Source organism: Phenylobacterium sp., from assembly GCF_016124325.1.
In the GTDB taxonomy this organism is placed as follows: Bacteria; Pseudomonadota; Alphaproteobacteria; order Caulobacterales; family Caulobacteraceae; genus Phenylobacterium.
This window is the reverse complement of the sequence record NZ_WGNY01000016.1, coordinates 101,004-126,299: the sequence shown is the minus strand read 5'-3', so window position 1 is coordinate 126,299 and position 25,296 is coordinate 101,004. Positions and strand designations below refer to the sequence as shown.

Here is a 25,296-nt window from a genome sequence, read left to right as displayed (position 1 = left end):
ATGCCCGAGACGGAGGACAACGCCATGGCCGACGGAGACGTGGTCTTCGAGGCGCGCCGCAGAAGCGCGGTCGAGGTCAAGACCGTGAACCTGGCGCTCCAGGGCGGAGGCGCCCACGGCGCCTTCACCTGGGGCGTGCTGGACCGCCTGCTGGAGGATCGCCGGATCGGCTTCGAGGGCGTCAGCGCCACCGGGGCCGGGTCCGTCAACGCCGCCGTTCTGGCCCACGGCTTGGCGCTGGGCGGCCGGGACGGTGCGCGCGCGGCGCTCGCCAACTTCTGGCGACGCATCTCGCATTCCGGGCTCGCCACGACCCCGCAGGCCTTCTTCGAACGCGGCGCGCCGAGCCCCCTGGAGCTGTCTCCGGCCTATGTGATGTTCGACCTGATGACGCGGATGTTCTCGCCCTACGAGCTGAACCCGCTCAACGCCGACCCGCTGCGCGCGATGCTGGAGGCCGAGGTCGACTTCGAACGCCTGCGCCGAGAGGCTTCCGCCAAGGTCTTCCTCGGGGCGACGAACGTGCGGACCGGCCGTCTCCGCGTCTTCGAGACCCACGAGATCACCGTCGATCACGTGATGGCCTCGGCCTGCCAGCCGCTGGTCTCCCAGGCCGTGGAGATCGACGGCGAGGCCTATTGGGACGGCGGCTACGCCGGCAGTCCCGCGCTGTTCCCGTTCTTCGCCCAGTGCATGAGCCGCGACGTGATCCTGATCCGGGTCAGCCCCGAGGAGCGTCGCGAGTTGCCGCGCTCGGCCCGCGAGATCCTCAGCCGCATGAGCGAGATCAGCTTCAACGCCGCCCTCGGCGAGGAACTGCGCGCGCTGGCCGCCGTCTCGCGGCGCATCGACGAGGGCCGGGCCAGGCCCGATGCGCTGCGCCGCATCCTCCTGCACGCCATCGAGGCCGACGAGATCATGGCCGGCCTGTCGGCCGCCTCGCGCGTCAACACCGACTGGGAGTTCCTCACCGGACTGCGCGACCTCGGCCGCGCCCAGGCGGGCGCCTGGCTGGCCGGCGGATTCGACAGCCTCGGCCAACGGGCGACGCTGCACTATGATACCGCCTGCCTGGAGACCTCCGCATGAGCGCGCCGCGCCAGAAGGTGGTGATCATCGGCGCGGGTTTCGGCGGTCTCTCCGCCGCGCGCGCGCTCGAGAACGTCGACGCCGACGTGACGGTCATCGACCGCCGCAACCATCACCTGTTCCAGCCGCTGCTCTATCAGGTCGCCACCGCCGGCCTCGCGCCGACCCAGATCGCCACGCCCGTGCGCTCGATCCTGCGCAAGCAGGCCAACGCCACCGTCGTGCTCGACGAGGTGACGGGGATCGATCTCCCCAACCGCCGGGTGCGGCTGGGCGATCGCACCCTGCCCTACGACCAGCTGATCGTCGCCACCGGCGCCACCCATGCCTATTTCGGCCGCGACGAGTGGGCCGAGCACGCGCCCGGTCTGAAGTCGCTGGAGGACGCCCTGGCGCTACGCCGCCGCATCCTGCTGGCCTTCGAATCCGCCGAGGTGGCCGCGACCGAGGCCCAGCGGGACCGCCTGCTGACCTTCGTGGTCGTGGGCGCGGGGCCGACCGGCGTCGAGCTGGCCGGCGCCATCGCCGAGCTCGCCCGCCGCGCGCTCACCTGCGACTTCCGCAAGATCCGGGGCCAGAAGGCCCGCGTCGTGCTGGTCGAGGCGGGCCCGCGGGCGCTGGCGACCTTCTGCGAGGGCCTGTCGGCCTACGCCAAGACCTCGCTCGAGCACCTCGGCGTCGAGGTGCGCCTCGGCCAGGCGGTGACCCGCTGCGACGGCGACGGCGTGGACCTGGGCGAAGAGCGGATCGACGCGGCCAACGTCATATGGGCCGCCGGCGTCCAGGCCTCGCCAGCGGGCCTCTGGCTCGGCGCCGAGACCGATCGCGCCGGACGGGTGTTCGTCGGGACCGACCTGACCCTGCCGGGCCACCCCGAAGTGTTCCTGATCGGCGACTGCGCACGGATCTGCGACGGGACCGGTAACGCCGTGCCCGGCGTGGCGCCGGCGGCCAAGCAGGCCGGCGTCTACGCCGCCAAGGCGATCGCGGCGCGTATCGCCGGGCGGCCCGCACCGCCGCGGTTCCGCTATTCCGATCACGGCAACCTCGCCACCATCGGCCGAAAAGCCGCTGTCGCCGACCTGGGCGCGGTCAAGATGAGCGGCTTCGTCGCCTGGGCCTTCTGGTGCGCGGCCCACGTCTATTTCCTGATCGGGTTCCGCAACCGCCTGCAGGTGGTGCTTGACTGGGCCTGGTCGTATCTCACCTTCGAGCGGGGCGCGCGCCTCGTCATCGAGGCCGTCAGCCGCGGAAACGACGGCGCCGACGAAGTTGCTTCGCCGCAGGAGCCGGCGCGTATCGCCTCCTAGATATTTCGAGGGTTCCGGGGGGACTCCGCCATGGAGATGCAACAGGTCCGCTACTTCCTCGCCCTCGCGAGGACGCTCAATTTTACGCGCGCGGCCGAACAGTCGAACGTGAGCCAGCCGGCGCTGACCCGCGCCATCCAGCAGCTCGAAGCCGAGTTGGGCGGGCCGCTGTTCCACCGCGAGCGCCAGAACACCCATCTCTCCGAGCTGGGCCGGATGATGCTGCCCTACCTGGAGCAGATCCACGCGCAGACCGAGGCCGCCAAGGCCCAGGCACGCAGCCTGAAGAAGCTCGACAACGTCACCCTGCGCATCGGGGTGATGTGCACCATCGGACCGGCGATGATCTCGGACCTGATCGTCCAGTTCCGCCTGGCGCATCCCAACGTCGAACTGGAGGTCACCGACGAGGGTTCGGACCAGTTGATGGAGATGCTCTCGAAGGGCGATCTGAACCTGGCGCTCTTCGGCCTGCCCGAAGGCCCCGACGTGCGCTTCCACGCCCTGCCGCTGTTCCAGGAGCGGTTCGTGATCGCCGTGCCGTCGGAACATCCGCTGGCGCAGAAGAACGTCGTCACCTGCCGCGACACCCACGACCACACCTACGTCAACCGCGCCAACTGCGAATACTACGACTTCGCCCGCCGCCAGTTGCGTGAGCAGGGCGTGCGCTGGAAGCAGGTCTTCTCGTCCGAGCGCGACGACTGGGTGCAGGGAATGATCAAGGCCGGCCTCGGGTTCGGCTTCTTCCCCGAGCTCAGCGTCACCGACCCGGGCCTGGTGACCCGCCGCCTCGTCGACCCCGAGTTCGTGCGCACCATCATGCTGGTGAGCGTGCGCGGCCGCCCCCACTCCCCCGCCGTCGGCGCCTTCGTCCAGCAGGCCCGGGCGTTCAAGTGGCCGCAGGGCCAGTTCGAACCGATGCGGGGCGGCGGCGAGGAGCTGCTCGAGACGGTCGAATAGGGGTTGCCCATCCCGTCCGCCGGTCTCCATGCTCGCGGCCAAGGCCGGATCAGGGGCCGTCAGGGCGGGAACGAATGTTTCAAAGGATCGCATGGGCCCTTTGCGCGGCCCTGATTTGCGCGGCGGCCCAGGCCGCCCCGACGCCGACCGTCGTACGGGTGGAGACGGGCCGCCTTCAGGGTGTCGCCAGCGACGGGGTCCTCGCGTTCAAGGGCGTGCCGTTCGCCGCCGCGCCGGTGGGCGATCTCCGCTGGCGGCCGCCGCAGAGGCCGGCGGCGTGGTCCGGCGTGCGATCCGCCGCCGCCCTCGGCAAGGACTGCCTGCAGGGCCCGATTCCCGGCGACCCGGGACTGGGAACCGACCTCGCGGAAGACTGCCTGTTCCTCAATGTCTGGCGCCCGGCCGACGCCACGCGGGGCAAGCTGCCGGTGATGGTGTGGATCTATGGCGGGGGCCTCGTGAACGGCGGCACCCAACCGGCGATCTACCAGGGCGACGCCTTCGCCCGCCGAGGCCTGGTCTTCGTCAGCATCAACTATCGGCTGGGCCGCTTCGGCTTCTTCGCCCATCCCGCCCTCACCGCCGAACACCCCGACGAGCCCATGGCGAACTACGGCTACATGGACCAGATCGCGGCGCTGCAGTGGATCCAGCGCAACATCGCCGCGTTCGGAGGCGACCCGTCCAACGTCACCGTGTTCGGGGAGTCGGCCGGGGGTTATTCGGTCCACACCCTGCTGACCTCGCCGATGGCGAAAGGCCTCTTCCATCGGGCTATCGTGGAATCGGGCGGCGGCCGCGATCAGCTCGGCGCGACGGCCGACCTGGCCGGCGGCGAGGCGATCGGCGTCGCTTTCGCCCGCTCGCAGGGGATCGAAACCGACGGCCCCGCGGCGCTGGCCGCCCTGCGCGCCCTGCCCGCCGACAAGGTGGTGAGCGGGCTGTCGATGCGCACCTTCCTGTTCCAGCGGCCGGTCACCTATTCGGGACCGATGGCCGACGGCAAGGTCGTGACCGGAGCGCCGGAGACCGCCTATCGCGCCGGGCGGTTCGCGGGCGTGCCGATCATCGCCGGCGCCAACGGCGCGGACCTGGGCCTCAACTTCGCGCCGAACTTGGATGCGCTCCTCGCGCCCTTCGGCGCCGACCGGGCGGCCGCGCTCGCCGCCTATGATCCGCAGTCCACCGGCGCGCTGCCGGAGATCCGCGCAAAGGTGGGACTGGACCAGATGATGCTGGAGCCGGCGCGGTTCGTGGCCACGGAGTTCGCCGCCCATGGCCTGCCGGCCTACGAGTACCGGTTCGACTACGTCGGCGACGCGCTGAAGCCCGAGCATCCCAAGGGCGCCGCCCATGCCTCCGAGATCCCCTATGTGTTCGACACCTACGGCGCGCCCTACATCGCCATGGTCTCGGCCAAGCACGCCGGCGAGGCCTCGGAGGCTGACCGCGCGGTCGCCCGCACGATCCAGGCCTATTGGGTCAACTTCGCCAAGACCGGCGACCCGAACGGCCCCGGCCTGCCCGCCTGGCCGCTGTACGATCCGGCGCAGGACGAGCTGATGCTGTTCGGGCCGGACGGCCGCGCCACCGCCGTCCCCGACCCCCTGAAGACCCGGCTCGACCTCGTCGCGGCGACCCGCGCGGCGAAGTAGGCCTCAGCCCCCCACCGCGTCATCCCGGGCGGAGCGCAGCGGAGACCCGGGACCCAGCCGCTCAGACCGTGACGACGATTCCCGTCGAGGGTGGGGCTGCTGGATCCCGGATCTCCGGCCGCTGCGCGCCCTGCGTCCGGGATGACGGATATGGGGGGCGAGCGATCTTCCCTACGCCACCCATCGACGTCGCTAGGCCGCCTGGATGGCCATCCGCGCTGAGGGCGCGCCTGCGGTGGCGGGGCGCAGGAGGGCGGCGAGGCCGGCGGCGGCGATCAGCGAGATACCCACCACCGCCACGGCGGCGGGCCAGCCCAGCCGGTCGTAGACCTGGCCCAGCACGGCGGCGCCGGCGAGCCCGCCGAGATAGTAGCTGGCCAGGTAGATGCCGCTGGCGGCCGCCCGGTCGGTCCTGGCGGCGCGGCCGACGAAGCCCGTCGCCGTCGCCTGGGCGAAGAAGGTGCCCACCCCAACCATCGTCAAGCCGGCGATCACCGGGACGATCGCGCCCGCCAGCAGCAGCGGCAGGCCGGCCACGGCCAGGCCCAGGGAGGCGAAGAACGTGGGGCGGGGTCCGAACCGGCTGGCGACGGCGCCGGCCAGGGGCGTGGTGACCATCGAGGGCAGGAACACGAAATAGACCAGGCCCAGCGCCATGGGCTTGAGCGACAGCGGCGGCGCGGCCAGCACGAAGTTCACGTAGGTGAACGTGCCCAGGAAGGCGAACAGCACGCAGAAGCCGATGCCGAAACTGGCCACCAGGCAGCGGTTGCCGAAGTGGGCGGCGATCCGCGCCAGCGCCGAACGGCGCATCTCCCCCATCGCGACGCCCATGGCGGGCGCGCCGGTCAGGGTGAGGAAGACCAGCGCCGCGCCGGCCAGGTTCAAGGCCGCGAAGACGTAGAAGTTGACGGCTACGCCGGCGACAGCGGCCACCGACGAGGAAACCAGCCGGCCCGCCAGGTTCGAGGCGACATTGCCGGTGATGTAGGCGGCCAGGGCGCCGGCGGTCGCCGCTCCCGTGTTCTGCTCGGACAGATAGGCCATGGTCAGGGTGAAGGCGGCCGACATGAACACGCCCTGCACGATCCGCAGGGCGGTGAAGGTCGCCAGGTCGGGCGCGTGCGCCAGGAGGGCGGTGGGTATGGCCAGCAGCGCCAGGCTCACCCAGATCCCACCCCGGCGCGGCAGCCGGTGGCTCACCAGGGCCACCACGAGGCCCGCGGCCGCCATGCCGATGGTCGAGGCGTTGACCGCCACCCCCATGGCCGACGGGGCGACGGCGTACATCTTCGCCAGGGTCGGCAGGATGGCCTGGGCGGCGAAGAGGTCGACGAGGGTCAGGAAGCCGATCAGTCCGATCAGCATGCCCCGCGCCATGGCGCGGGGTTCGGAAGCGGTCATGGGTGTCTCCGGGGCGCGGCCATGCGGAAGGGCGTGCGCTCGCGCGACCCGGCCATCCGTGTTGAAGAGGGGGCATTCGCCGACCCTGGGGAGGGCCGGCGAATGCGGAGCCGAGGCCCCTGTGGGGCAATGGGCCTCAGGCCGTCGCGGCGCGCCGTGGGCGGGGGATAGGGCGGCGCCGCGGGGGACTCACATCATGTCGGCGGCGGCCGCGGGCTCGCCGTCGTTCTTGATGTCGGCGGCGATGATCACGGCGGGAACCTTGCCGTTGTTCTTCCACCAGTGGCTGACGCCTTTCTTCTCGGGGGTGACGTCGCCGGCCTTGTGGGTGATGCCGACGGCGCAGCTCGAGCGGTACTCGGTGATCTCGCCGGAGAGCGTCATCAGCAGCGCCGGACGGTCGGTGTGGCTGTGCCACGGCACCACGCCGCCGGGCTGGATCACCAGCCGGCGCAGGCGCAGGCGGCGGTTGTCCAGGCCCTTGATCTCGCCGCCGAGGGCGAGGGCTTCGAGCTCGTTGTCGGTGACCTTGGACGGCGTCATCTCACCCGTGGTGCGGGCGTTGGCGCGGACCTGGTCGGCGGGGCATTCCGCGCCGGCGGCGAAGGCGGCGCTGGAGACGGAAAGGGCGCCGGCCAGGGCGGCGGCGGCGAACAGCAGGGGCTTCATGGTCTTCTCTCTTCGGGTTGTCCGATGACGCGAAGGTAGAAGCGGCCCCTCCTCTTCTGAATTCGCATAAAGTTATCGACGCCATGCGTCGGACTGAGGCGGCGCGTTGCTGTTTAATCCTATGCGCCCCCGTGAAGAGCGGCGCCTGATGCAGGGAACGCATCGTCCGATTAGCCAAGCGACATTTCCCGGCGAGGGCCGCGCCTGAGACAAGGGCGGCATGAACAGCGCCGCCGAAAAGACCAAGCCGAAGATCGACAAGGCCGCCCTCGACAAGAGCGTGCTGGGCCAGGTCGTCCTGGTGTTCCAGGGCGGCGGGGCGCTGGGCGCCTACCAGGCCGGCGTCTACCAGGCCCTGCAGGAAGCCGGCGTCGAGCCCGACTGGGTGATCGGCACCTCGATCGGGGCGATCAACGCCGCCCTGATCGCCGGCAGCCCGCCGGCCGAGCGGCTAGAGCGCATGCGCGAGTTCTGGAAGCGCATGACCCATTCCCGCGCCGTCCAGTTCGCCGGCATGATCCCCGGCGCGGGCCAGCTCGCCGCCAATGCCATGACCGTGGCCGGCGGCCTCGACGCCTTCTTCCGCCCCAATCCCTGGGCCTTCCTGGGGATGCAGACGCCGCTCGGATCCGAGCTGGCCGGCTACTATTCCACGGAGCCTCTCGAGCGGACGCTCGGCGAGCTCCTCGATCCCAAACTCCTGAACGCAGGGCGTCCCCGGCTGACCGTGGGCGCCGCCAACGTCCAGACCGGCGAAATGCGCTATTTCGACAGCCGCGAAGACGTTCTGACCGTGCGCCACGTGATGGCCTCGGGCGCCCTGCCGCCGGCCTTTCCCGCCGTCCGCATCGACGGCGAGCTCTACTGGGACGGCGGTATCCTTTCCAACACGCCCGTCGAGGCCGTTTTCGACGACAATCCGCGCCGATCGGGCGTGGTCTTCGCCGTGCACATGTGGTCGCCGAGCGGCCCCGAGCCCGACTCCATCTGGAGCGTGCTGTCGCGCCAGAAGGACCTGCAGTACTCGAGTCGGGCGATCACCCACATCGCGAGGCAGAAGCAGATCCACAAGCTGCGCCACGTGATCGCCGAACTGACCCGGCGGCTGCCGCCCGAGGCCCTGGCGACCAACGAGGTCGGCGCGCTGGCCGCCTACGGCTGCCGAACCCAGATGCATGTGATCCGACTGCTGGCGCCGCCGCTGGCGGGCGAGAACCACTCGAAGGACATCGACTTCAGCCCCGGCGGCATCAGGTCCCGCTGGGACGCCGGCTACGCCGACACCGCCCGCGTTCTCGCCAAGAGTCCCTGGACCCACTGCGTCGACCCCATGGACGGGATCATCCTCCACGAGGCGACGGCAGGCCAGATGAACGAAGACATCGACCCCAAAGGAATAGAGCAATGACCCGCATCGCCCGTCAGTCCCTCATGGCGCTGGCCGCCGGCGTCAGCCTGGCGCTGTGCGCCACCGCGACCGCCGCCGTGGCCGACCCCGCCGTCGTCGTGGAGCCTCACGCCCAGGGCGTCGTCCGCGTCGCCAGCGCCTACGGCTTCGACGACACCGTGGCCCGCATCAAGGCCGACATCGCCGCCAAGGGCATCCAGTTCTTCACCGAGATCGACCAGGCCCAGCTCGCCGCCGGCGCCAAGATCGACCTGCGGCCCTCCAAGCTGCTGCTGTTCGGCAATCCGCCGCTGGGCGCGCAGTTCCTGACCTCGAACCCCTACGCCGGGCTCGACTGGCCGGTGCGGATCCTGGTCACCCAGGACGCGGCCGGGAAGGTCTGGGTGGCCTACACCGACTTCAACTGGATCGCCGACCGCTACGAGATCGAGGACCGCGCGGCCCAGATCAAGATGGCCTCGGAGGTCGCCGGCTCCATCGCCGGCAGCGTCGCCGGCAAGTAGGCTTCAGCCGGGATCGAGCGGATCGGACCGCGGCCGCCCCGGCGGCGGTCCGTAGGGCTTCAGGCCGCCCGCGAGCAGGCATTGCCAGGCGGCCTCCGCGGTCTCGGCGAAGCGGAAGAGCGCCAGGTCCTTCTCGGCGATCACCCCGGCCTTCACCATGCCTTCGAAGTTGACGATCGATCGCCAGTAGCCCTCGTCGAACAGCACGATCGGGATCGGCGGCGCCTTCTCGGTCTGGCGCAGCGTCAGGATCTCGAACAGCTCGTCGAAGGTGCCGAACCCGCCCGGGAACACCACCAGCGCCGAGGCCCGCATCGCCAGGTGCATCTTGCGCATGGCGAAGTAGTGGAAGCGGAACGTGAGTTCGGGCGTCGTCCAGGGATTGGGTTCCTGCTCGTGCGGCAGGGTGATGTTCATGCCGATCGACGGCGCGCCCACGTCGGCCGCGCCGCGGTTGGCCGCCCCCATCACGCCCGAGCCGCCGCCGGTCATGATCACGTTGTGACGCGGCGCATGATCGGTCAGCAGCGCCCCGCCCCGCTGCGAGGCGATGGCGCCGAACTCGCGGGCGGCCGCGTACCACCGGGCTTGCGGCTCGGGCCCGTCCTCGCGGACGCGCGCACTGCCGAACACCACGATGGTCGAAGCGACTCCCCAGCGGCGCAGGCCTTCGTCCGCCTTGGCGAACTCCAGCAGGAAGCGCACTCCGCGCATGGAGTCGCCCAGCAGGAAGTCGCGGTCGAGCGCCGCCAGCTGGTAGGTGGGCGAGGCCATCTGGGCGGCGTTGGGCTTTGGCGGCGTCCGACTCATGGCGCCATCCTAGAGCACGTCCCCGTCGGCTTGAATCAAGCCGGCTGCGACGCTGTCAGGAAGCCGAGGACGCCGGCCTTTGAGAGCATGGCGTCGATCCGCGGCCGCACGGCCGGCGGCAGGTCGGCGTAGGCGCGCCGCAGGCTCTCCAGGCAGCGCGCCTGATACTTGAACGCGCCCTGGGTGTAGGGCTTGCCCAGCAGCTCGACGGTGAACGTCTCCTCGCCCGCCCGCAACGCTCGCGCATTGGCCTCCAGGAACGGGAAATAGACCTCGCCGGCGAAGGCCAGCAGCTTCTCCACCGCCGGGGCCAGCGCCTCGTCCGGCTTTCGCCAGGAGCCATCGACGCCCGAGGCGTCGTCGAGGTGCATCAGCCAGCGCACCGTGAAGGGCGCGATCTCGCGCAGCAGGTCGTTGGGCGTCGGGTCGACGATGAGCTGCGAGAACTGGCCGTACCAGCCGAACTCGGCCAGCGACGGGCGCGAGCCGAACAGGAACGGGCGTTCCAGCACATGGGCCTCGAAGATCGCCGCCAGGCGGCGGGCCGACTCCTCGATGACCGGCGCGTTCTGCCGGGTGCAGCCCACCAGCGCCATGCGGCCCACCTGGCGGCTGCGGAAGAAGTCGGCGAACTGCTTGATGCCGGCGAAGCCGCCGCCCATCGCCCTGTCGTAGGCCAGCCACTCGCTCATCCGCACCTGGTCGCGCTCGAGGAACCAGCGGTAGTGGAACATCAGCTTGGTGCCCCACTCGTCGGCCATGTCCTCCAGCAGATAGGCCAGGAAGGCGTCGCCAACCTCGTGCGGCACGATCCCGCGGTCGTCGGGATGGCGCGCCTCCAGGTCGTAGATCATCGGGGTGGAGTCGTTGTGGTAGCTGCCGTCCGGGTACTGGATGACCGGGATCACCGCCGGCTTCACCTGCGCCCGTTCCTCGTCGTGACTGTCGTTGATCTGGATCCAGACGTACGGCAGGCGGCGATAGCGCATGATCGCGCGCATCTTCATCGAGTAGGGCGAGCCCAGCCCGCCCAGGATCCGGTAGTGCTCCAGACGCGCCATATCGATCTTCCCCCTTCAGCGAGAGGATACTGTCGAACCGACGCCGCACGGGGGCAAGCCCGGCCCGCGTCAGGCGTTCTCCATGGCCGACGCCTTCGGATCGGTCTCGCGGGGCCCCTCGGGCCCGGGGCCGCCGCCCCCGGCGAGAACCGGGGCGGCGGCCGGTGGTTCACCAGGCGGCTCGCAGCTGCACGCCCCAGGTGCGGGGCAGGTTGTAGCGGCGCACGTCGTTCGTCGCCGAGGGCGCCTGGAAGACCATGTACGACGTCTGGCCCGCATTGTTCACGTAGCCGGTGAGCTCGTACGACTTCCAGCTCACGCCGCCCCGGAGGTTGAAGATCCCGTAGTCGTGCAGCGGCGGGCTCTGCTTGGCTTCCTGGACCCCGCCCTGACGACCGGACCCGTTGACGTTGAAGAAGCCGTCGACCGCGTCGGTGATCGGGTGGCGGTAGGTGATGTTGAAGGTCTCCGTCCACTTCGGCTGCTGCGGCTGCTTGAAGCCATCGTAGATTCCGCCGGTGATGTGGCCGCCCTGGCGCGAGCCGCCGACCGTCACGCGCAGGTCGCCGCCGACCAGGTCGGCGCGCAGGGTCGCCTCGATCTCGAGGCCCCACAGCTTGGCGGGGCCGGCGTTGAAGGCGAACGAGGTGGCCTGCACCGGGCACGCCGGATTGCTGATGGCGCAGCCGTTGTCGCCCTGGATGACCAGGTTCTTGTAGTGGTTCGAATAGGCTGCGGCCGTCACGAAGAGGTTCGGCGTGACCGACCCCTTGAAGCCCGCCTCGTATCCGGTGAGCGTCTCGTTGTCGAAGGCCAGCGGGATCGCGATCGGCGCGCGCGGATCGCCGAGATTCCCGTTGAAGCCCCCGGCCCGATAGGCCGAGCCGACCTTGGCGTAGAGCAGGGTCCGCGTGGTGGGCTTGTAGCCCAGGGTGGCGGTGTAGGAGACGTTGCCCTGGCTGCGGTCCGCCGTGGGGTTCAGCGACGGCGTCGTGATCGGGACGTCGGTTCCGTAGACGAACTGACGCGCCAGGAAGTCCTCGTTGTCGTGCGTGTAGCGCAGGTCGCCCGAGAGGTTGATCTGCGAGGTGACGTCATAGCTGAGCGAGCCGTAGACCGCGTAGGACGAGAACCGCAGCTTGCTCCGGCTGATGGTGCCGGCCGTCGGGCTGGCCGCCGTGGGCGTCTTTCCGAGGATGCTCGAGGGCGTGTCGTTGAGCAGATAGTACTCGCCGCCCGCGACCCAGGCGACGCCCTTGGTCTCGCCCGCCAGGTGGGCGTCGTAGTAGCTGATGCGGGCGTGGTCGACCTGGTCGCCGCCGAGCCCGTAGTCGGCCACCCGGATGGCGTTCCTGCCCGAGTTCGAAACCTTGCCGGCGTCGATCAGCGCCAGGAAGAACTCCGGCGAAAGCGCGTCGCGGTCGTACTGGTTCTGGCCGCGGCGGTCGCGCAGGTTGACCACCGTCGACAGCGTCGCCCAACCCATGTCGAGGTTGGTGGTGAGCTCGAAGTTGGTGAGGCGCTGCTTGCCGGCCGAGGGCGAATTCCAGGGCGTCTCGTACTTGTCGGTGAAGTAGCCCTGCGGGAAATTGGCGTTGGGGTAGGTCACCACCTGGTAGACCAGGCCCGGCACCCGCTCGTTGGAGCGCTCCACCATGGCGTTGGCCGTGAAGCTCCCGTTCTTGTAGTTCAGCTGGGCGCGCCCGAATTCGCGACGCGTCGCGTCGGCGTACTTGTCGATGACGTAGAGGTGGTAGAACCCCTTGGTCTGGCGGCCGTAGTCGAAGCTGAAGCGCGCGGCCCAATGCTCGTCGATCGGCACGTTCTGGACGAGCTCGAGCTCGTACTTGTCGTGCATGCCATAGGTGGCGAAGGCGTAGCCCTCGAACGTGTGGGTGGGCCGCGCCGTGATCACGTTGATCGAGCCGCCCTCGGCGTTGCGGCCGCCGAGGCCGCCCTGCACGCCACGCAGCACTTCGACGCGGGCGATGTCGAACAGGTCGATGCCGCTGAAGGTGCGCCCCGCGACGTTGCCGCCGCCGATGAAGGCCCCGTTGCGGAACAGCCCGACGCCGGCCTCGGCGTTGGTCGCCCGGGACGTGCCGGACGAGCGGATCGAGACGTCCGAGGTGAGCGCGTTGGACGTGTTGGCGAAGTTCACGCCGGGCACCTGCGCAAGCAGTTGCTGGGCGTTGGCGAGCCCGCCGATGTCCTTGAGTTCCTCGCTGCCCAGCGCCGTGGCGGCGACCGGGATATCGGCCAGCCGCTCCTCGCGCTTGCGGGCGGTGACAAGGACTTCGCCGACCTCGGTGCGATCGGATGAGTCCTGGGCGAAAGCTGGCGCCGCCGTTGCCATGCAGATAGCAACGATCGACGCGCCCTTGAGATGGTGGCGCATTTGATCCCCCCTGGCTCCACGCACGGTTTGAGCGTTACTGCGTGGTGACAGGCCGGAAGCTAGTCGCGGCCGGTGGCGATTTCCAATTCCTGGATGGCTTGGACCCATAGCGTGTTGTCCGCTTGACGCGCGCCCGCGCCGAACCGGAGAATTTCCGTATGATCGTCGCCGACCGGAGGCTTTGGCTGGCTGGGGCTGGCGCGTCGCTGCTGACGGCCTTCGGCGCCCGGGCGGCGCCTGAAGTCCCCGCACCCTTTCCGGACAGGACCATGACCTACGACTACCTCTTCCTCGACCTCGCGCCGGCGACGCTGGCCGCCGACGTCGCGCGGGCGGCGGCCCTGCCCCCGGCCGGCGAGATCGTGGGCGTGTTCACGCCACAGCTCGGCTGGCACGCGCGCCAGGCGGCCGTGCTGCTTCGCTGGAACGATCCGGCCGCCGACCGCGAGGCGGCGGTGGCGGCGCTACAGTCCGCGGCCGGCGTCGCGGCGGCGCGGCGCGATCTGCTCGCCGCCACGGTCCGGCCCGGGACGAGCGATCGCCCGCGGCCCGGGGGCATCTACGTCCATCGCTGGTTCGTCGTGGAAACCGCTTCGGTCCCGGAGTTCCTGGAACTCTCGGCCGAGGGTTGGCGCGACTTCGAGACGCGCTTCGACACGCAGATCTTTGGCCTCTTCGCCGCCGCCCGGAACGACGCCGACAAGGCGGCCGGGGTCACCCGCCTGCTGCTGATCACCCGCTACGGCGACCACGGGGTCTGGGAGGCCTCGCGCGATCCCTCGACCGAGGCCATGGCCGCCTTCGCCCGCCGCCGCCGGATGACCCGCGACACCTGGGCGGCGAGCACGCTGCTGGCGAGCCTCTAGAATCCGAGGGGGTCTAGGGCGCGAAGCTCGAGCGGCCCTGGATGCCCCAGCGGCCGTCCTGTCTCGTCACGATGTAGATGGAATCGAACCCGCCGATCAGGCTGCCGTCCTTCCGGTAGCGGGCGAAGCGGGTGTCGATGTGCACCTTGTCGGCGCCGGCGTGGATCACGTCTCGGCGCTGCCAGGCCGAATGATCCCACTCGGCGAGCGCGCCGCGCTCGAACATCTCGGCCTTGTGGTAGCCGGGGTTGATGATCGTCACCTTGCCCGAGGCGAACCGCACGTGCGGGAAGTTGAAGGTGTCTTCGAAGGCCGCCAGGTCCCGGCCGTTGAACGCCGTCATGAAGGCGTCGAGGCGGCCCTGGGCGGCGGCGATCTCGGCGGCGAAGCGCGCGTGCTCGGGCGCGACCGGCGGGGCCGGAACCGACTGGCCGAGGGCGGGGGTCGCGGCCGCCGCGGCGGCTCCAGCGCCGATGAGGGCGTCTCTGCGGCTGACCATGGCGAAGTTCCTCCTCATGTTGTTGTCCCGACCGGCCGTCAAGGCGGGGCCTCCGTGTCGAAGGGCCAGTCGTGTTCGGGCGAATCGAGATTGAGCAGTTCGGCGGCGTTGTTGCGCCACGCCCGGAGCATCTGGCCGCACCAGTGGATGAACAGCCCGTCCCGGCTGGGATCGCCGTTCTCCACCCAGTAGACCAGCGCCTCGTTGGTGAACGAGATCATCGGCTCGACCGCCAGGTCGATCAGCGGGGGCCATTCCGACGCCGGCGGCGCCGGCTCGGGGTTCCAGAGCAGCGCCCGCAGGCGCTTGGCCGAACGCTTGCGGTGCTCGGCCCTGGCGGCGTGGCAATAGGGGTGCTGGTCCGCGTAGCGGATCAGCAGGACATAGCCGTCGGCGAACGACCGGGCCGCCTCCAGCGACTTGCGGATGCCGGCGCCGTAGCCGGTCCAGGGCTTGGCCACGCCGCCCCGCAGCAGGCGGATGGTCTCGTCGACGATCGCCTGGATCAGGGCGTCCTTCGACGGGAAGCGGCGGTAGAGCACCACCTTGGTGACGCCGGCCGCGGCGGCCACCTGCTCCATCGTCGCGCCCGCCAGCCCATGCTCGCGGAAGACGGCGGCGGCGACCCGCATGAAGCTCTCGCGCCGGGCCGCCTCGCGGGCCTCGCGGCGGCGTGGACCGGCGGTCCGGTCGTTGGCGGCGGCGAGGGCCTTGGGCATGGGCGCCTTTTCGAACTTTGGGTACGACGGTTTGCGGTGGGCCCACCCTGGCACAGTCGGCCCACCCCCGTCATTCGGCGGATCAGTTGTAGAGTTTGAGTCTTTGGCCATCGATGACCTGGACGGACTGGCGCCGGCTGGTGAGCTGGGCCGGGACATTGCCCTTGTCCCAGGCGGCGGCCTTGGCCTTGAGGCCGTCCACGACGGCGGGGTTCGAGGACGCCAGATTGCGGGTCTCGCCGATGTCGCGGGCGAGGTCGTAGAGCATGACGTGCTGGCCGAACGGCGAGGGCTTCGCCACCTCGCCGTCGGGCGACGGCGCCACGCCCTGGGTGATCTCGGCGGCGGGATCGGCCTTGTCGACCTCCCACATCTTCCAGTTCCCGTCGCGGACCGCGAAGCTGGGCCCCGCGCGCCAGAACAGGATCGGGTTGGGCGTGCGCCGGTCGTCGCCCGCCACATAGGGGATCAGGTTCACGCCGTCCGAACCGTTGGGCGGCGTGGCGCCGGCGAGCGCCGCCGCCGTCGGGGTGATGTCGAGGCTGGAGACCACCCGCTCGTCCACCTGCCCGGCGTGTATCCGCCCCGGCCAGGCCATGATGAAGGGGATCCTCACGCCGCCCTCGAAGTGGGTGGCCTTGAAGCCGTTCAGCGGCGCGTTGGAGCAGGCGCCGTTCACGTAGCCGGCGCAGCCGTTGTCGCTGAGGAAGATGATCAGGGTGTCCTTCTCCAGCCCCTCCGCCTTCAGCTTGGCGCGCACCGCGCCCACGCCGTCGTCCAGGGCCGAGACCATGGCGGCGTAGACGCGCTTGCCGGGATCGGACACGTCGCGGAAGCGGTCGACGTACTTCTTGGGCGCCTGCAGCGGCACGTGCGGGGCGTTGTAGGCCAGGTAGAGGAAGAACGGCCGGTCCTTGTTGGCGTCGATGAAGCGCACGGCCTCGTCGGTGAAGACATCGGTGAGATAGCCCTTCGTCTCCACCACCTCGCGCCCGCGGCTGATCGGCAGGCGCTCGCGCATGCGGGTCATGAGCTGGTCTTCGGTCGCCTCCGCGCCGCCGCCCAGGAGGCCCTCCATCCCCGGCGGATTGTAGTACTCGTCGCCCGGCGCCATCTGGGTCAGGTACGAGGTCTGGCCGCCCAGCACGCCGAAGAACTCGTCGAACCCGCGGTCCAGCGGCTGGTAGCCCGCCGCCTCGCCCAGGTGCCACTTGCCGACCATGCCGGTGTGGTAGCCGGCGGACTTCATGATCTGGGCGACGAAGGTTTCGTTGCGCGACACGCCCGTGGTCCGGTCCCGGCCGACCGGATTGAACTCCCAGCCGAACCGCGTCTGGTAGCGGCCGGTGAGCAGGCCCGCGCGCGACGGCGAGCAGACGGGGTGGCTGACATAGCCCTGGGTGAAGCGCACGCCGTCGGCGGCCAGCGCGTCGATATTCGGGGTGCGCGCGATCGGACTGCCGTAGGCCGAGGTGTCGCCATAGCCCAGGTCGTCGGCCAGGATCACGATCACGTTCGGCCGCCGGGGCTGGGGAGCCGCCGCATCGGTGGCCTGTGGCGCGCTCGCGCCCAGAGTCAGCGCCAGGGCCATCGTGGCGATCGCCGGAATCCGCGTCATGGCTGGTCCTCCCCTTTCCTTCGAAGGCTAACGGCGAGGACGAATGCGATCTGCCCATTGTCGCGTCACGATGCTATAGCCCACAGGCATGGAGCTTCGGCACCTCGAACAGATTCTCGAAATCTGCCGCGCGGGCGGCTTCAGCGGGGCTGCGCGCAAGCTGCAGATCTCGCAGCCGACCTTGTCGAAGAGCATCGCGCGCCTCGAAGCGCAGCTCTCGCTCAAGTTGTTCGAGCGCAGCGGCGGCGCCGCGCGGCCCACGGCCTATGGCGCCTTCGTCGCCCAACGCGCGGAAATCCTGTTGAAAGGCGTCGCGTCCCTGAGTCGCGACCTCGAGCAGCTCGCCCGGGGCGAAGAGGGCCGCATCCGCATCGCAGTGGGCCCGGCCAGCCGCCTGAAGCCCCTGCCCCAGCTCCTCAGCCATATCGCGGTGCGCTTCCCCAAGCTGCACGTGGAGACCGTGCAGGAGACCGGCCCAGGCGTGATGACCGCACTCCAGGAGGGCCGCGTGGATATCGCCTTCGGCTATGCCGAGCATGCGGCGCGCTACGGCGACCTGATCCGCAAGAAGATGTTCGAGGACGCGATGGTCCTGGTCGCGCGCCCCGGGCATCCGGCCCTGGCGCTCAGGGACGCCGGCCCGCGGGAGGTGCTGCGATATCCCGTGGCCCTGCCCAACGTCGTGCCGGCCGTCGAGAAATGGGCGGGCGAGCTCAGCCGCGAGGAGGCCGAGAACCTGCGCGCCTTCGTGAGCGACGACTACGGCCTCGTGATCCAGCGCGCGCTCGACACCGACTTCATCGCCATCGGGGCTTCGTTCCTGTTCGAGTCCCACCTGCGCGATGGCCGCCTGGCCAAGGTCTCGACCACCCTGGACGTCACCTACGCCTGCTGGATGCTGACCACGGCCGAGCGCTGGCGCTCACCGCTGATCAAGGCGATGGCCGAACTGTCCAAGGCCGCGGTGAACGGCCCGCCCGTACGCGCCGAAGCGGCCTGACCTAGAGCGTTCCCGGATCAAGTGGGATCACTTGATCCGGACGAGAAGGCTCGATCCTCAAAAGTGTAGAGCCCGTCCGGGCGGGTGAACCGGTTCCCGCTTCACCCTGACGGGCTCTAGGCCTTCCGGGTCATCCCGGCCTGTTCCAGCCGCCACTTGAGCTGGTCGAAGCGGTCCTGGCCGAAGAAGGCCTCGCCGCCGAACACCATCATCGGCACGCCCCAGTGGCCGGCCTCGCGCTGGGCGACCTGGTTGTCTTCGACCACCTTGACGTAGCGGGCCGTGTCGGCGGCGACGGCGGCGTCCATCTCGGCGAGGTCCAGCCCGGCGCGTTCGGCCGCCCGCGCCAGATGATCGCCCTCATGCCAGTTCTCGACCTCGCCGCTCCAGATGACGTGGCTCGCTTCCTTCAGGAACGGCAGGCCGCGACCGCGTTCGACCGCCGCCACGCCGAGGTGGGTGAGGCGGTGGATGTAGGGCTGCGGGATCCGGTAGTTCCCGCCCTCGCCCTGCTGCACCGGATCGGGCCGAGGCCAACGGAAGGGCAGGCCCAGGAACGCCGCCTCGCGGAACACGTCCGTCATGAAGTAGCGAAACCACAGCGGGTCGCGGGTCTCGAAGAACTCCGGCGTCCTGACCGCCAGCGGATAGACCGGCCGCACGTTGCAGGCCACGTCGTACTCGGCCTCCAGCTCGAGGAGCCGCGGCGTGACCATGTACGAGTACGGCGAGCGGAACGACCAGTAGAGGTCGTAGCTGAGCGTCATCGTCGTCCCTCCCGAAATTGGCATTGTGCGTGTCATAAACTCCGGCCTAGAACGAAGGCAAGAATCCGGAGGCGACTTCCATGGTCCGCGTGCTTACCGCCCTCATCGCGCTCCTCCTATGGACGCCGGTCGCCCACGCCCAGGCCGCCGACAGCCTGAAGGTGATCTTCTGCGGCACCTCGGGGCCGCTGCCGGTCGTGGGCCGGGCCAAGCCCTGCACGGCGATCGAGGCGGGCGGCGCGCTCTACCTCGTCGACGTCGGGCCGGAGTCGACCGAGAACCTGATGCTGTGGCGCCTGCCGGTCGCCACGGCCAAGGCGGTGTTCATCACCCACCTGCATTCCGACCACATCGGCGACCTGGGTGAGTTCAACGACCAGAGCTGGATCCAGGGCCGCACCCAGCCGCTCGCCCTGATCGGCCCGCCCGGCGTAGACAAGCTCGCCCAGGGGTTCAACCTCGCCTACGAGGTCGACCACGGCTTCCGGAAGGCCCACCACGAGCACGACGGCGTGACCTTCCCCCTGCCCGCCGGCCTGATCGAGCCCAAGGTCGTCACCATCGCCAAGCCCGACGGGACCGCGCCCGCCTGGACCGACGGCGACCTCAAGGTGACCGCGATCCGCGTGATGCACGACCCCGCCAGCCCCGCCTACGGCTACCGCTTCGACTACAAGGGCCGTTCGGTGGTGATCAGCGGCGACACCAAGAAGTGGCCGCCCCTGGCCGAGGCCGCCAAGGGCGCCGACGTCCTGATCCACGAGGCGCAGAACAACGCCATGACCCGCCAGCTCTCGATGGGCATGAAGGCGATGGGCAATCCGCGGATGGCCTCGATCCTCGGCGACACGGTCACCTACCACACCGAGCCCGTGGAGGCCGCCGACATCGCCCGCGCCGCGGGCGTGAAGGCGCTGGTGCTGAACCACCTCACCCAGGCCGGCCTGCCGATGTTCACGCCCGAGGCCTTCGCCAAGGGCATGGAGGACGGCGGCAAGCTCGACTGGCGGCTGGCGAAGGACGGCATGACCATCACCCTGCCGGTGGGCAGCGACGCGGTGACCTTCGGCGCCTACTGACGAACCCGTTGTGACCGCCGCGGCGTCACGCCGCCGTCGGCTGCGGGCCTTTACAACTCTTTACTCGCGCCCTCGTCATCGGAGGATGAATGATCCGCGCCGTCGGCCCCAGCGGCCGGGGGCGAAGATGTCGTAGTCGGTTCGGCAGGCCCCATCCGACAGAAGGACAAGATCATGACCAGCTACGTCACCACCAAGGACGGCGCGCAGATCTTCTACAAGGACTGGGGCTCGGGCCAACCCATCGTCTTCAGCCACGGCTGGCCGCTGACCGCCGACGACTGGGACGCCCAGATGATGTTCTTCGCCGACAACGGCTATCGCGTGATCGCCCACGACCGGCGCGGACACGGCCGCTCGACCCAGACCTGGGGCGGCAACGAGATGGACACCTACGCCGACGACCTGCGCGCGGTCGTCCTGGCGCTGGACCTGAAGGACGCGATCCACGTCGGCCATTCCACCGGCGGCGGCGAGGTGGCCCGCTACCTCGGCCGCCACGGGACCGACCGGGCCGCCGGCGCGGTGCTGATCGGAGCGGTGCCGCCGGTGATGGTGAAGAAGGACAGCAACCCCGAGGGCACGCCCATCGAGGTGTTCGATGGCTTCCGCGCCGCGCTGCTGGCCGACAGGGCCCAGATGTTCCTCGACGTGCCGACCGGGCCCTTCTTCGGCTTCAACCGCCCGGGCGCGAAGGTGAGCCAGGGCCTGATCCAGAAGTGGTGGCTGCAGGGCATGATGGGCGGGGTGAAGGCCCACTACGACTGCATCAAGGCCTTCTCCGAGACCGACTTCACCGAGGACCTGAAGAAGATCGACGTGCCCGTCCTGGTCATGCACGGCGACGACGATCAGATCGTGCCGATCCACGACTCCGCGCTGAAGACCATCGAGCTGGTGAAGAAGGGGACGTTGAAGGTCTACCCGGGCCTGCCGCACGGCATGGCTTCCACCCACCCCGACGTGATCAACGCCGACCTGCTCGCCTGGCTGAAGGGCTGATCGCGCGGGACAGCGCTCGACGCGGCCGCCTGTGGAGGGCGCCGCAATTGCGGCGCCGCGGACATCGCGGCGCCGCTTTGCCTCCCGATGTCCTCGGCAGGATCATCGGGGAACCCGAATGCGGATAACGACGGGCGTCGCGGCGGCGCTGGGTTTGATCGTGGCGGCCTGCGCGGGCGGACCGGCGGGACCGGGCGGCCACGGGCGCGGCGGCGGTCCCGGCATGGGCATGGGCATGCGTGGCGGCCCGCCGCCTGGCGGCTTCGGCGACGAGGATGGCGAGGAGCACCGCGGCCCGCGCATGCAGCTCTTCATCAGCCCGTCCGGCCAGCCGTTCCGCGCCCCGCCGGGTCAGCCCTATCCGGTCGCCGCCTGGTTCGCCCAGGCCGACGCCGACCACGACGGGCGGCTGACCCGCGACGAGTTTCGCGCCGACGCCGACGCCTGGTTCAAGCAGCTCGACGTCAACGGCGACGGCCAGATCGACATGCGCGAAACCACGCGCTGGGAGGAGGAGGTCGTCCCCGAGGTCACCCGAATGTCCGCGATGGGCGGCATGGGCCCCGGCGGCGGTCGCGGACCGGGCCGCGGCGGTCGAGGCGATGGCGGGCTCGACACGCGCCGGCAGGGCGCAGCGGCCTTCAGCCTGATCAACGAGCCGCAGCCCATCCGCGGCGCCGACACCGACTATTCGCTCAGCGTCAGCCGCAAGGAGTGGCGCGGCGCGGCCGACCGGCGCTTCGCCCTGCTCGACGTGGACGGCGACGGGGTGCTGCTGCTGACCGAGCTGCGGCCGACGCCTGCGCAGTCGATGATGCGTCCCGGGGCAGGCCAGGACCCCGACGGCCGCGGGAAGCGGCGCGGACCGCCGCCGCGCTGACGTTGCGGCCACACGGACTTTGCCGCTCGCCAGGATCGCGGCATGGTCGCCGCGCCGGCCCCATCGCGGTCGCAGGGAGATCCACGTGCTGGCCTGCTACACCGACAGCCTGAGCGTCCGTCCCGGCGAGACCTTCTCGCTGCGCGCCAGCGGCGATTGCGGCGAGGCCGAGCTGGAGGTCGCCCGGATCGGCGCCGAACGACGGCCAGTGCTGAGCCGCGCCCTCGCGATCGGCGACCATCCCACGCCCGAACGCCCCGACCGGGACGGCTGCGGCTGGCCCGTCGCGGCCGAGATCGCGGTCGGGGACGACTGGCCGAGCGGCTACTACGACATCCGCCTGCGGGCGCCCGGCGGCGAGGAGGCGCATCACTTCGTCTGCGTGAAGCCGCCCCGGACCGGGGCCACGGCCCGCGCCGCGCTGGTGCTCGCGACCAACACCTACCACGCCTACAACTACTGGGGCGGGGCCAACGCCTACTGCGACGTCGGCGCGTTGATGAGCGGCCGCCAGAAGCTGCCCGAGGCCATGGCCGGGGCGATCGGGGTGCTGTCGACCCGCCGCCCCTTCCCGCCGATGATCGCGGCGCCGCCGGCCGACATCCCGCGCCTGGTCAACATGCGGCCGCGCGGCTTCGGCGAACGCCCGTTCGCCGGCGACCGCGACTGGAGCCGGGCGCACCGCATGTCGCCCTACGACGGCTCGGCCGGCTTCCTGCACAAATGGGAGCACGCCTTCGTCCGCTGGGCCGAGGCCGAGGGCCTGGCGCTCGACCTGTTCACCGACCGCGACCTGGAGACCGAGCCCGGCCTGCTGGACGCCTACGCCTGCCTGATCCTGGTCGGCCACAGCGAGTACTGGACCGCGGGCCAGCGCGACGCCATCGAGGCCTTCGTGGACGGCGGCGGCCGGCTGGCGATCTTCTCGGGCAATACGGCGTTCTGGAAGGTGCGCTTCGAGGACGATGGCGCGACCTTCGTCTGCCACAAGTGGAAGGGCTTCGAGGCCGATCCGACGGCCGGGGCCGATCCCGCCGCCGGCACGCACCTGTGGTCGCACCCCGCGTTCGACCGTCCCGAGGCGGAGATCACGGGCCTGTCGTTCCTGTTCGGCGGCTACCATAGGCTGGGCGCCTGCGCCGCGCGCGGCCAGGGCGGCTACACCGTCTACGACGAGACCCATTGGGCGCTGGAGGGCTCGGACCTCTACTACGGCGACCTGATCGCGCCCGACGTCCCGCTCCTGGGCTACGAGAACGATGGCTGCCGGCTGCGCTTCAGGCCGGACGGCCGCCTGGCGGCGGAGCCGCTGCTCGGCGTGCCGGCCGACCTGGAGATCATCGCCATCGCGCCCTGCGCCTTCGGCGAGGCGACCGTCGAAGGCTATCCCCCGCTGATCCCGCCCGAGCGGCTCGATGTGATCGCCGGCGACGTCTTCGGTCAGCAGGGGCCCGAGGCCGAGGACCGCGTGCTGCGGGGCCACGCGGTGATGGCCAGCTTCCGGCGGGGCGCGGGCGAGGTGTTCAACGGCGGGACCACCGAGTGGGCCCACGCGCTGGCGGCCGGCGACCCGTTCGTCGAACGGATCACGCGCAATGTCCTGCGGCGGTTCGGAGCCTGTTGAGGCGATGCCCGGATGCGGCTCCGGTCGGAAGATCGTGCGCCTGCGGTCAAGTCCGCCGCGGGACCTGCGACGGTGCGTCGGGTGACATCGGCGTGAAGCAAGCTAGCATCGCGCCCCGCACGATGGACGATCGGAACCCCCTTTCCGCGCAGACCACGGGCGCCACGCCCGTGCGGGCCTGGCGCTTCGCCACCGACAGCGTGGCCCCCACCGAGCGTCAGCAGGCCTGGCGCGAAGTGATGGGTCGCCTGCGCCTGCCGCTGGCCGGCGTGGCCGCCCCCGAACCCTTCCACGCCAGCGTCTCCTGCCTCGCCTCGCCGCTGGGCATGGACTTCGCGGTGATCTCCGGCACGCCGCAGGAGATCTCGGGCCGCAACCCCATCGGTCCCGTCGCGGTCTGGATCGTGGTGCTGCTGGAGGGCGAGGTCACCTTCTGGGACGGCGAGACGACCACGACGCTCAAGACGGGCGATATCGCCTATGGCCCGACCGGGATCGACGCGGCGCTCAAGCTGACCACGCCGTTCCGCCTCCTGTTCATCAACGCTCCGCGGGTGGCGCTGGACCACCGCCTGCTGACGCCGCTGGCGCTCAGGGTGGGCCGGTTCGCCGGCGAGCGCGGCCTGGGCCACGTGTTCTCGGGCCTGTTGCGCGGCGCGGCCGAGGCGCTGCCGGACCTCACCTCCGAACAGCTCCGGCCCATCGAGCTGGCCGTCACCGAGTTCCTGGTGGCGAACCTCGCGGCCGAGGACTCGCCCGCCGCGCTCGGCGGCGCGGGCGCGGCGCGGGCGGCCCATCTGCACCGGGTCTGCCAGACCATCGAGACCCTGCTGTCCGATCCCGATCTCAACCTGGACCGGGTGGCCGCCGCCGACGGCATCTCGCCGCGCTCGCTGCAGAAGCTGTTCGCCTCGGCGCACCAGAATTTCTCGACCTACCTGCGCACCCGCCGGCTGGAGCGCTGCCGCCTCGACCTGTCGAGCCCGATCTGCGCCAGCCTGTCGATTTCCGAGATCTGCTTCCGCTGGGGCTTCAACGGCTCGGCCCACTTCAGCCGCGCCTTCAAGGAGCGCTATGGCGTCTCGCCCCGCGAGTTCCGCCGGGCCGCCCTGGGCGAGGCGGCCGAGCACGAAGCCAACAGGATCTAGGGCGCGTCGAACGCCGAGCGGATCGCCCGGCCCTGGGCGATCAGCCAGCTCTGATCCGAACCGCAGACGAACACGGTGATTCCCAGCTTGCGCAGACCCGCGATCTCGCCGGGCGAGCCCACATAGATCGCGACCGTCCGCCCGGCGCGGCCGCCCGCCTCGGCGACGGCCCGCACAGCTTCGGCCACCTTCGGGTCGGCCGGGCTCTCGACGCCCAGCGAGGCGGCGAGGTCGGCCCGGCCCAGGAACAGGCAGTCGACGTCATCGACGGCGGCGATCTCGTCGAGCCTGGGCAGGGCCTCGGCGTCCTCGATCTGGCACCAGACGCACGCCGCGGCGTCGGCGGCGCGGCGGTAGGCCCCGGCGTCGGCCGCGCCATAGCCGCCGGCCCGCGTCGAGGGCGAGAAGCCCCGCTGGCCCCGATCGTAGCGTGCGGCGGCCAGCAGCGCCTCGGCGGCCGTCGCGCTCGCCACATGCGGCGCCAGCACGCCGGCGAAGCCCATGTCCATCACCTGCCCCACGAACGCCGGGTCGTGACTTGGCGGGCGCACCAGGAGCGGCAGGCCCGTGCCCCGCGCGGCCATCGCCATCCGGTCCAGGGTCAGCAGGTCGAACGGCGCGTGCTCGGCGTCGACGATGGCGAAGTCCTGGCCGGCGCGCGCCGCCAGTTCCACCGTCTGGTGCGAGGCCGTCTTGATGAATACGCCCAGCAGCGGCCGGCCGCTTCTCACCGCATCCCGGAACTGTTCGCTCAAGCCGACGCCTCCCATCCGCGCGCGAGGCTAGAAGCCTGTGCAGAACCGCGTCAACGCACTCGCTCAAGC

At 70.6% G+C, this 25,296-nt stretch carries 23 protein-coding genes; 13 read left to right on the top strand and 10 right to left on the bottom strand.

The features are described from left to right. The 4 genes from GC203_RS09190 (at position 1) to GC203_RS09175 (ending at position 5,017) form a co-directional block, all read left to right on the top strand. On the top strand, positions 1-1,089 hold the full coding sequence (locus tag GC203_RS09190) for a patatin-like phospholipase family protein (RefSeq protein ID WP_293453546.1): 1,089 nt from the start codon (positions 1-3) through the stop codon (positions 1,087-1,089). Next, positions 1,086-2,399, top strand: coding sequence for an NAD(P)/FAD-dependent oxidoreductase (locus tag GC203_RS09185; RefSeq protein ID WP_293453544.1), 1,314 nt, complete (start codon positions 1,086-1,088; stop codon positions 2,397-2,399). Before GC203_RS09190 ends, GC203_RS09185 begins: the two co-directional genes overlap by 4 nt. A gap of 30 nt (positions 2,400-2,429) precedes the next feature. Next, entirely contained in the window at positions 2,430-3,362 is a 933-nt protein-coding gene (locus GC203_RS09180) for a LysR family transcriptional regulator (protein ID WP_293453543.1), read from the top strand. A gap of 74 nt (positions 3,363-3,436) precedes the next feature. Beyond that, the gene (locus tag GC203_RS09175) at positions 3,437-5,017 is read left to right on the top strand and encodes a carboxylesterase family protein (protein WP_293453542.1); all 1,581 of its coding nucleotides are present in this window, start codon (positions 3,437-3,439) and stop codon (positions 5,015-5,017) included. 192 nt (positions 5,018-5,209) lie between these two features. Here GC203_RS09175 and GC203_RS09170 read toward each other — a convergent pair whose 3' ends face one another. Together GC203_RS09170 and GC203_RS09165 are read right to left on the bottom strand one after the other, a co-directional pair. Further along, entirely contained in the window at positions 5,210-6,421 is a 1,212-nt protein-coding gene (locus GC203_RS09170) for an MFS transporter (protein ID WP_293453541.1), read from the bottom strand. Positions 6,422-6,610: 189 nt separating this feature from the next. Next, positions 6,611-7,090 (bottom strand): cupin domain-containing protein, encoded by a 480-nt coding sequence (locus tag GC203_RS09165; protein ID WP_293453540.1) that lies wholly within the window; start codon positions 7,088-7,090, stop codon positions 6,611-6,613. A 220-nt stretch (positions 7,091-7,310) separates the two neighbouring features. Between GC203_RS09165 and GC203_RS09160 the strand changes: the two genes are divergently transcribed. Both GC203_RS09160 and GC203_RS09155 read left to right on the top strand, forming a co-directional pair. Further along, positions 7,311-8,498, top strand: a complete 1,188-nt coding sequence (locus tag GC203_RS09160; RefSeq protein WP_293453538.1) for a patatin-like phospholipase family protein — start codon at positions 7,311-7,313, stop codon at positions 8,496-8,498. Continuing rightward, a complete protein-coding gene (locus tag GC203_RS09155; protein WP_293453537.1) occupies positions 8,495-9,001 on the top strand; it encodes a DUF302 domain-containing protein in 507 nt (168 codons plus the stop codon). The genes GC203_RS09160 and GC203_RS09155 overlap by 4 nt, the downstream gene beginning before the upstream one ends. A 3-nt stretch (positions 9,002-9,004) precedes the next feature. Here the strand turns inward: GC203_RS09155 and GC203_RS09150 are convergent, their stop codons facing one another. The 3 genes from GC203_RS09150 to GC203_RS09140 all read right to left on the bottom strand — a co-directional run bounded on the left by GC203_RS09150 (position 9,005) and on the right by GC203_RS09140 (position 13,270). Further along, positions 9,005-9,811 (bottom strand): TIGR00730 family Rossman fold protein, encoded by an 807-nt coding sequence (locus GC203_RS09150; protein WP_293453536.1) that lies wholly within the window; start codon positions 9,809-9,811, stop codon positions 9,005-9,007. 35 nt (positions 9,812-9,846) lie between these two features. Continuing rightward, the gene (locus GC203_RS09145) at positions 9,847-10,872 is read right to left on the bottom strand and encodes a glutathione S-transferase N-terminal domain-containing protein (RefSeq protein ID WP_293453535.1); all 1,026 of its coding nucleotides are present in this window, start codon (positions 10,870-10,872) and stop codon (positions 9,847-9,849) included. Between the two features lie 169 nt (positions 10,873-11,041). Then, positions 11,042-13,270, bottom strand: coding sequence for a TonB-dependent receptor (locus GC203_RS09140; protein WP_293453533.1), 2,229 nt, complete (start codon positions 13,268-13,270; stop codon positions 11,042-11,044). Between the two features lie 269 nt (positions 13,271-13,539). On the opposite strand from GC203_RS09140, the gene GC203_RS09135 reads away from it, so the two are divergent. Continuing rightward, entirely contained in the window at positions 13,540-14,136 is a 597-nt protein-coding gene (locus GC203_RS09135) for a hypothetical protein (protein WP_293453531.1), read from the top strand. A gap of 13 nt (positions 14,137-14,149) precedes the next feature. Here the strand turns inward: GC203_RS09135 and GC203_RS09130 are convergent, their stop codons facing one another. The 3 genes from GC203_RS09130 to GC203_RS09120 all read right to left on the bottom strand — a co-directional run bounded on the left by GC203_RS09130 (position 14,150) and on the right by GC203_RS09120 (position 16,972). Beyond that, on the bottom strand, positions 14,150-14,635 hold the full coding sequence (locus GC203_RS09130; RefSeq protein WP_293453529.1) for a twin-arginine translocation signal domain-containing protein: 486 nt from the start codon (positions 14,633-14,635) through the stop codon (positions 14,150-14,152). Positions 14,636-14,673: 38 nt separating this feature from the next. Continuing rightward, positions 14,674-15,354, bottom strand: coding sequence for a TetR/AcrR family transcriptional regulator (locus GC203_RS09125; RefSeq protein ID WP_293453527.1), 681 nt, complete (start codon positions 15,352-15,354; stop codon positions 14,674-14,676). Positions 15,355-15,436: 82 nt separating this feature from the next. After that, a complete protein-coding gene (locus GC203_RS09120; RefSeq protein ID WP_293453525.1) occupies positions 15,437-16,972 on the bottom strand; it encodes a sulfatase in 1,536 nt (511 codons plus the stop codon). 88 nt (positions 16,973-17,060) lie between these two features. Between GC203_RS09120 and GC203_RS09115 the strand changes: the two genes are divergently transcribed. Next, positions 17,061-17,972 (top strand): LysR family transcriptional regulator, encoded by a 912-nt coding sequence (locus GC203_RS09115; RefSeq protein WP_293453523.1) that lies wholly within the window; start codon positions 17,061-17,063, stop codon positions 17,970-17,972. Positions 17,973-18,088: 116 nt separating this feature from the next. Here the strand turns inward: GC203_RS09115 and GC203_RS09110 are convergent, their stop codons facing one another. Next, positions 18,089-18,739, bottom strand: coding sequence for a DsbA family protein (locus tag GC203_RS09110; RefSeq protein ID WP_293453521.1), 651 nt, complete (start codon positions 18,737-18,739; stop codon positions 18,089-18,091). Positions 18,740-18,819: 80 nt separating this feature from the next. Between GC203_RS09110 and GC203_RS09105 the strand changes: the two genes are divergently transcribed. The 5 genes from GC203_RS09105 (at position 18,820) to GC203_RS09085 (ending at position 24,472) form a co-directional block, all read left to right on the top strand. After that, entirely contained in the window at positions 18,820-19,818 is a 999-nt protein-coding gene (locus tag GC203_RS09105; RefSeq protein ID WP_293453519.1) for an MBL fold metallo-hydrolase, read from the top strand. A gap of 174 nt (positions 19,819-19,992) precedes the next feature. Further along, positions 19,993-20,820: an alpha/beta hydrolase gene (locus GC203_RS09100; protein ID WP_293453517.1), complete on the top strand. Its 828-nt coding sequence runs from the start codon at positions 19,993-19,995 to the stop codon at positions 20,818-20,820. A 118-nt stretch (positions 20,821-20,938) separates the two neighbouring features. Further along, positions 20,939-21,700 (top strand): EF-hand domain-containing protein, encoded by a 762-nt coding sequence (locus tag GC203_RS09095; RefSeq protein ID WP_293453515.1) that lies wholly within the window; start codon positions 20,939-20,941, stop codon positions 21,698-21,700. A gap of 85 nt (positions 21,701-21,785) precedes the next feature. Next, positions 21,786-23,324: a N,N-dimethylformamidase beta subunit family domain-containing protein gene (locus tag GC203_RS09090; protein ID WP_293453513.1), complete on the top strand. Its 1,539-nt coding sequence runs from the start codon at positions 21,786-21,788 to the stop codon at positions 23,322-23,324. A 122-nt stretch (positions 23,325-23,446) separates the two neighbouring features. Next, positions 23,447-24,472 carry an AraC family transcriptional regulator gene (locus GC203_RS09085; RefSeq protein WP_293453511.1) on the top strand — a complete coding sequence of 342 codons (1,026 nt, stop codon included), beginning with the start codon at positions 23,447-23,449 and terminating at the stop codon, positions 24,470-24,472. Here GC203_RS09085 and GC203_RS09080 read toward each other — a convergent pair. After that, positions 24,469-25,227, bottom strand: a complete 759-nt coding sequence (locus GC203_RS09080) for an aldolase/citrate lyase family protein (protein WP_293453509.1) — start codon at positions 25,225-25,227, stop codon at positions 24,469-24,471. The genes GC203_RS09085 and GC203_RS09080 overlap by 4 nt on opposite strands. Positions 25,228-25,296: the final 69 nt, after the last annotated feature.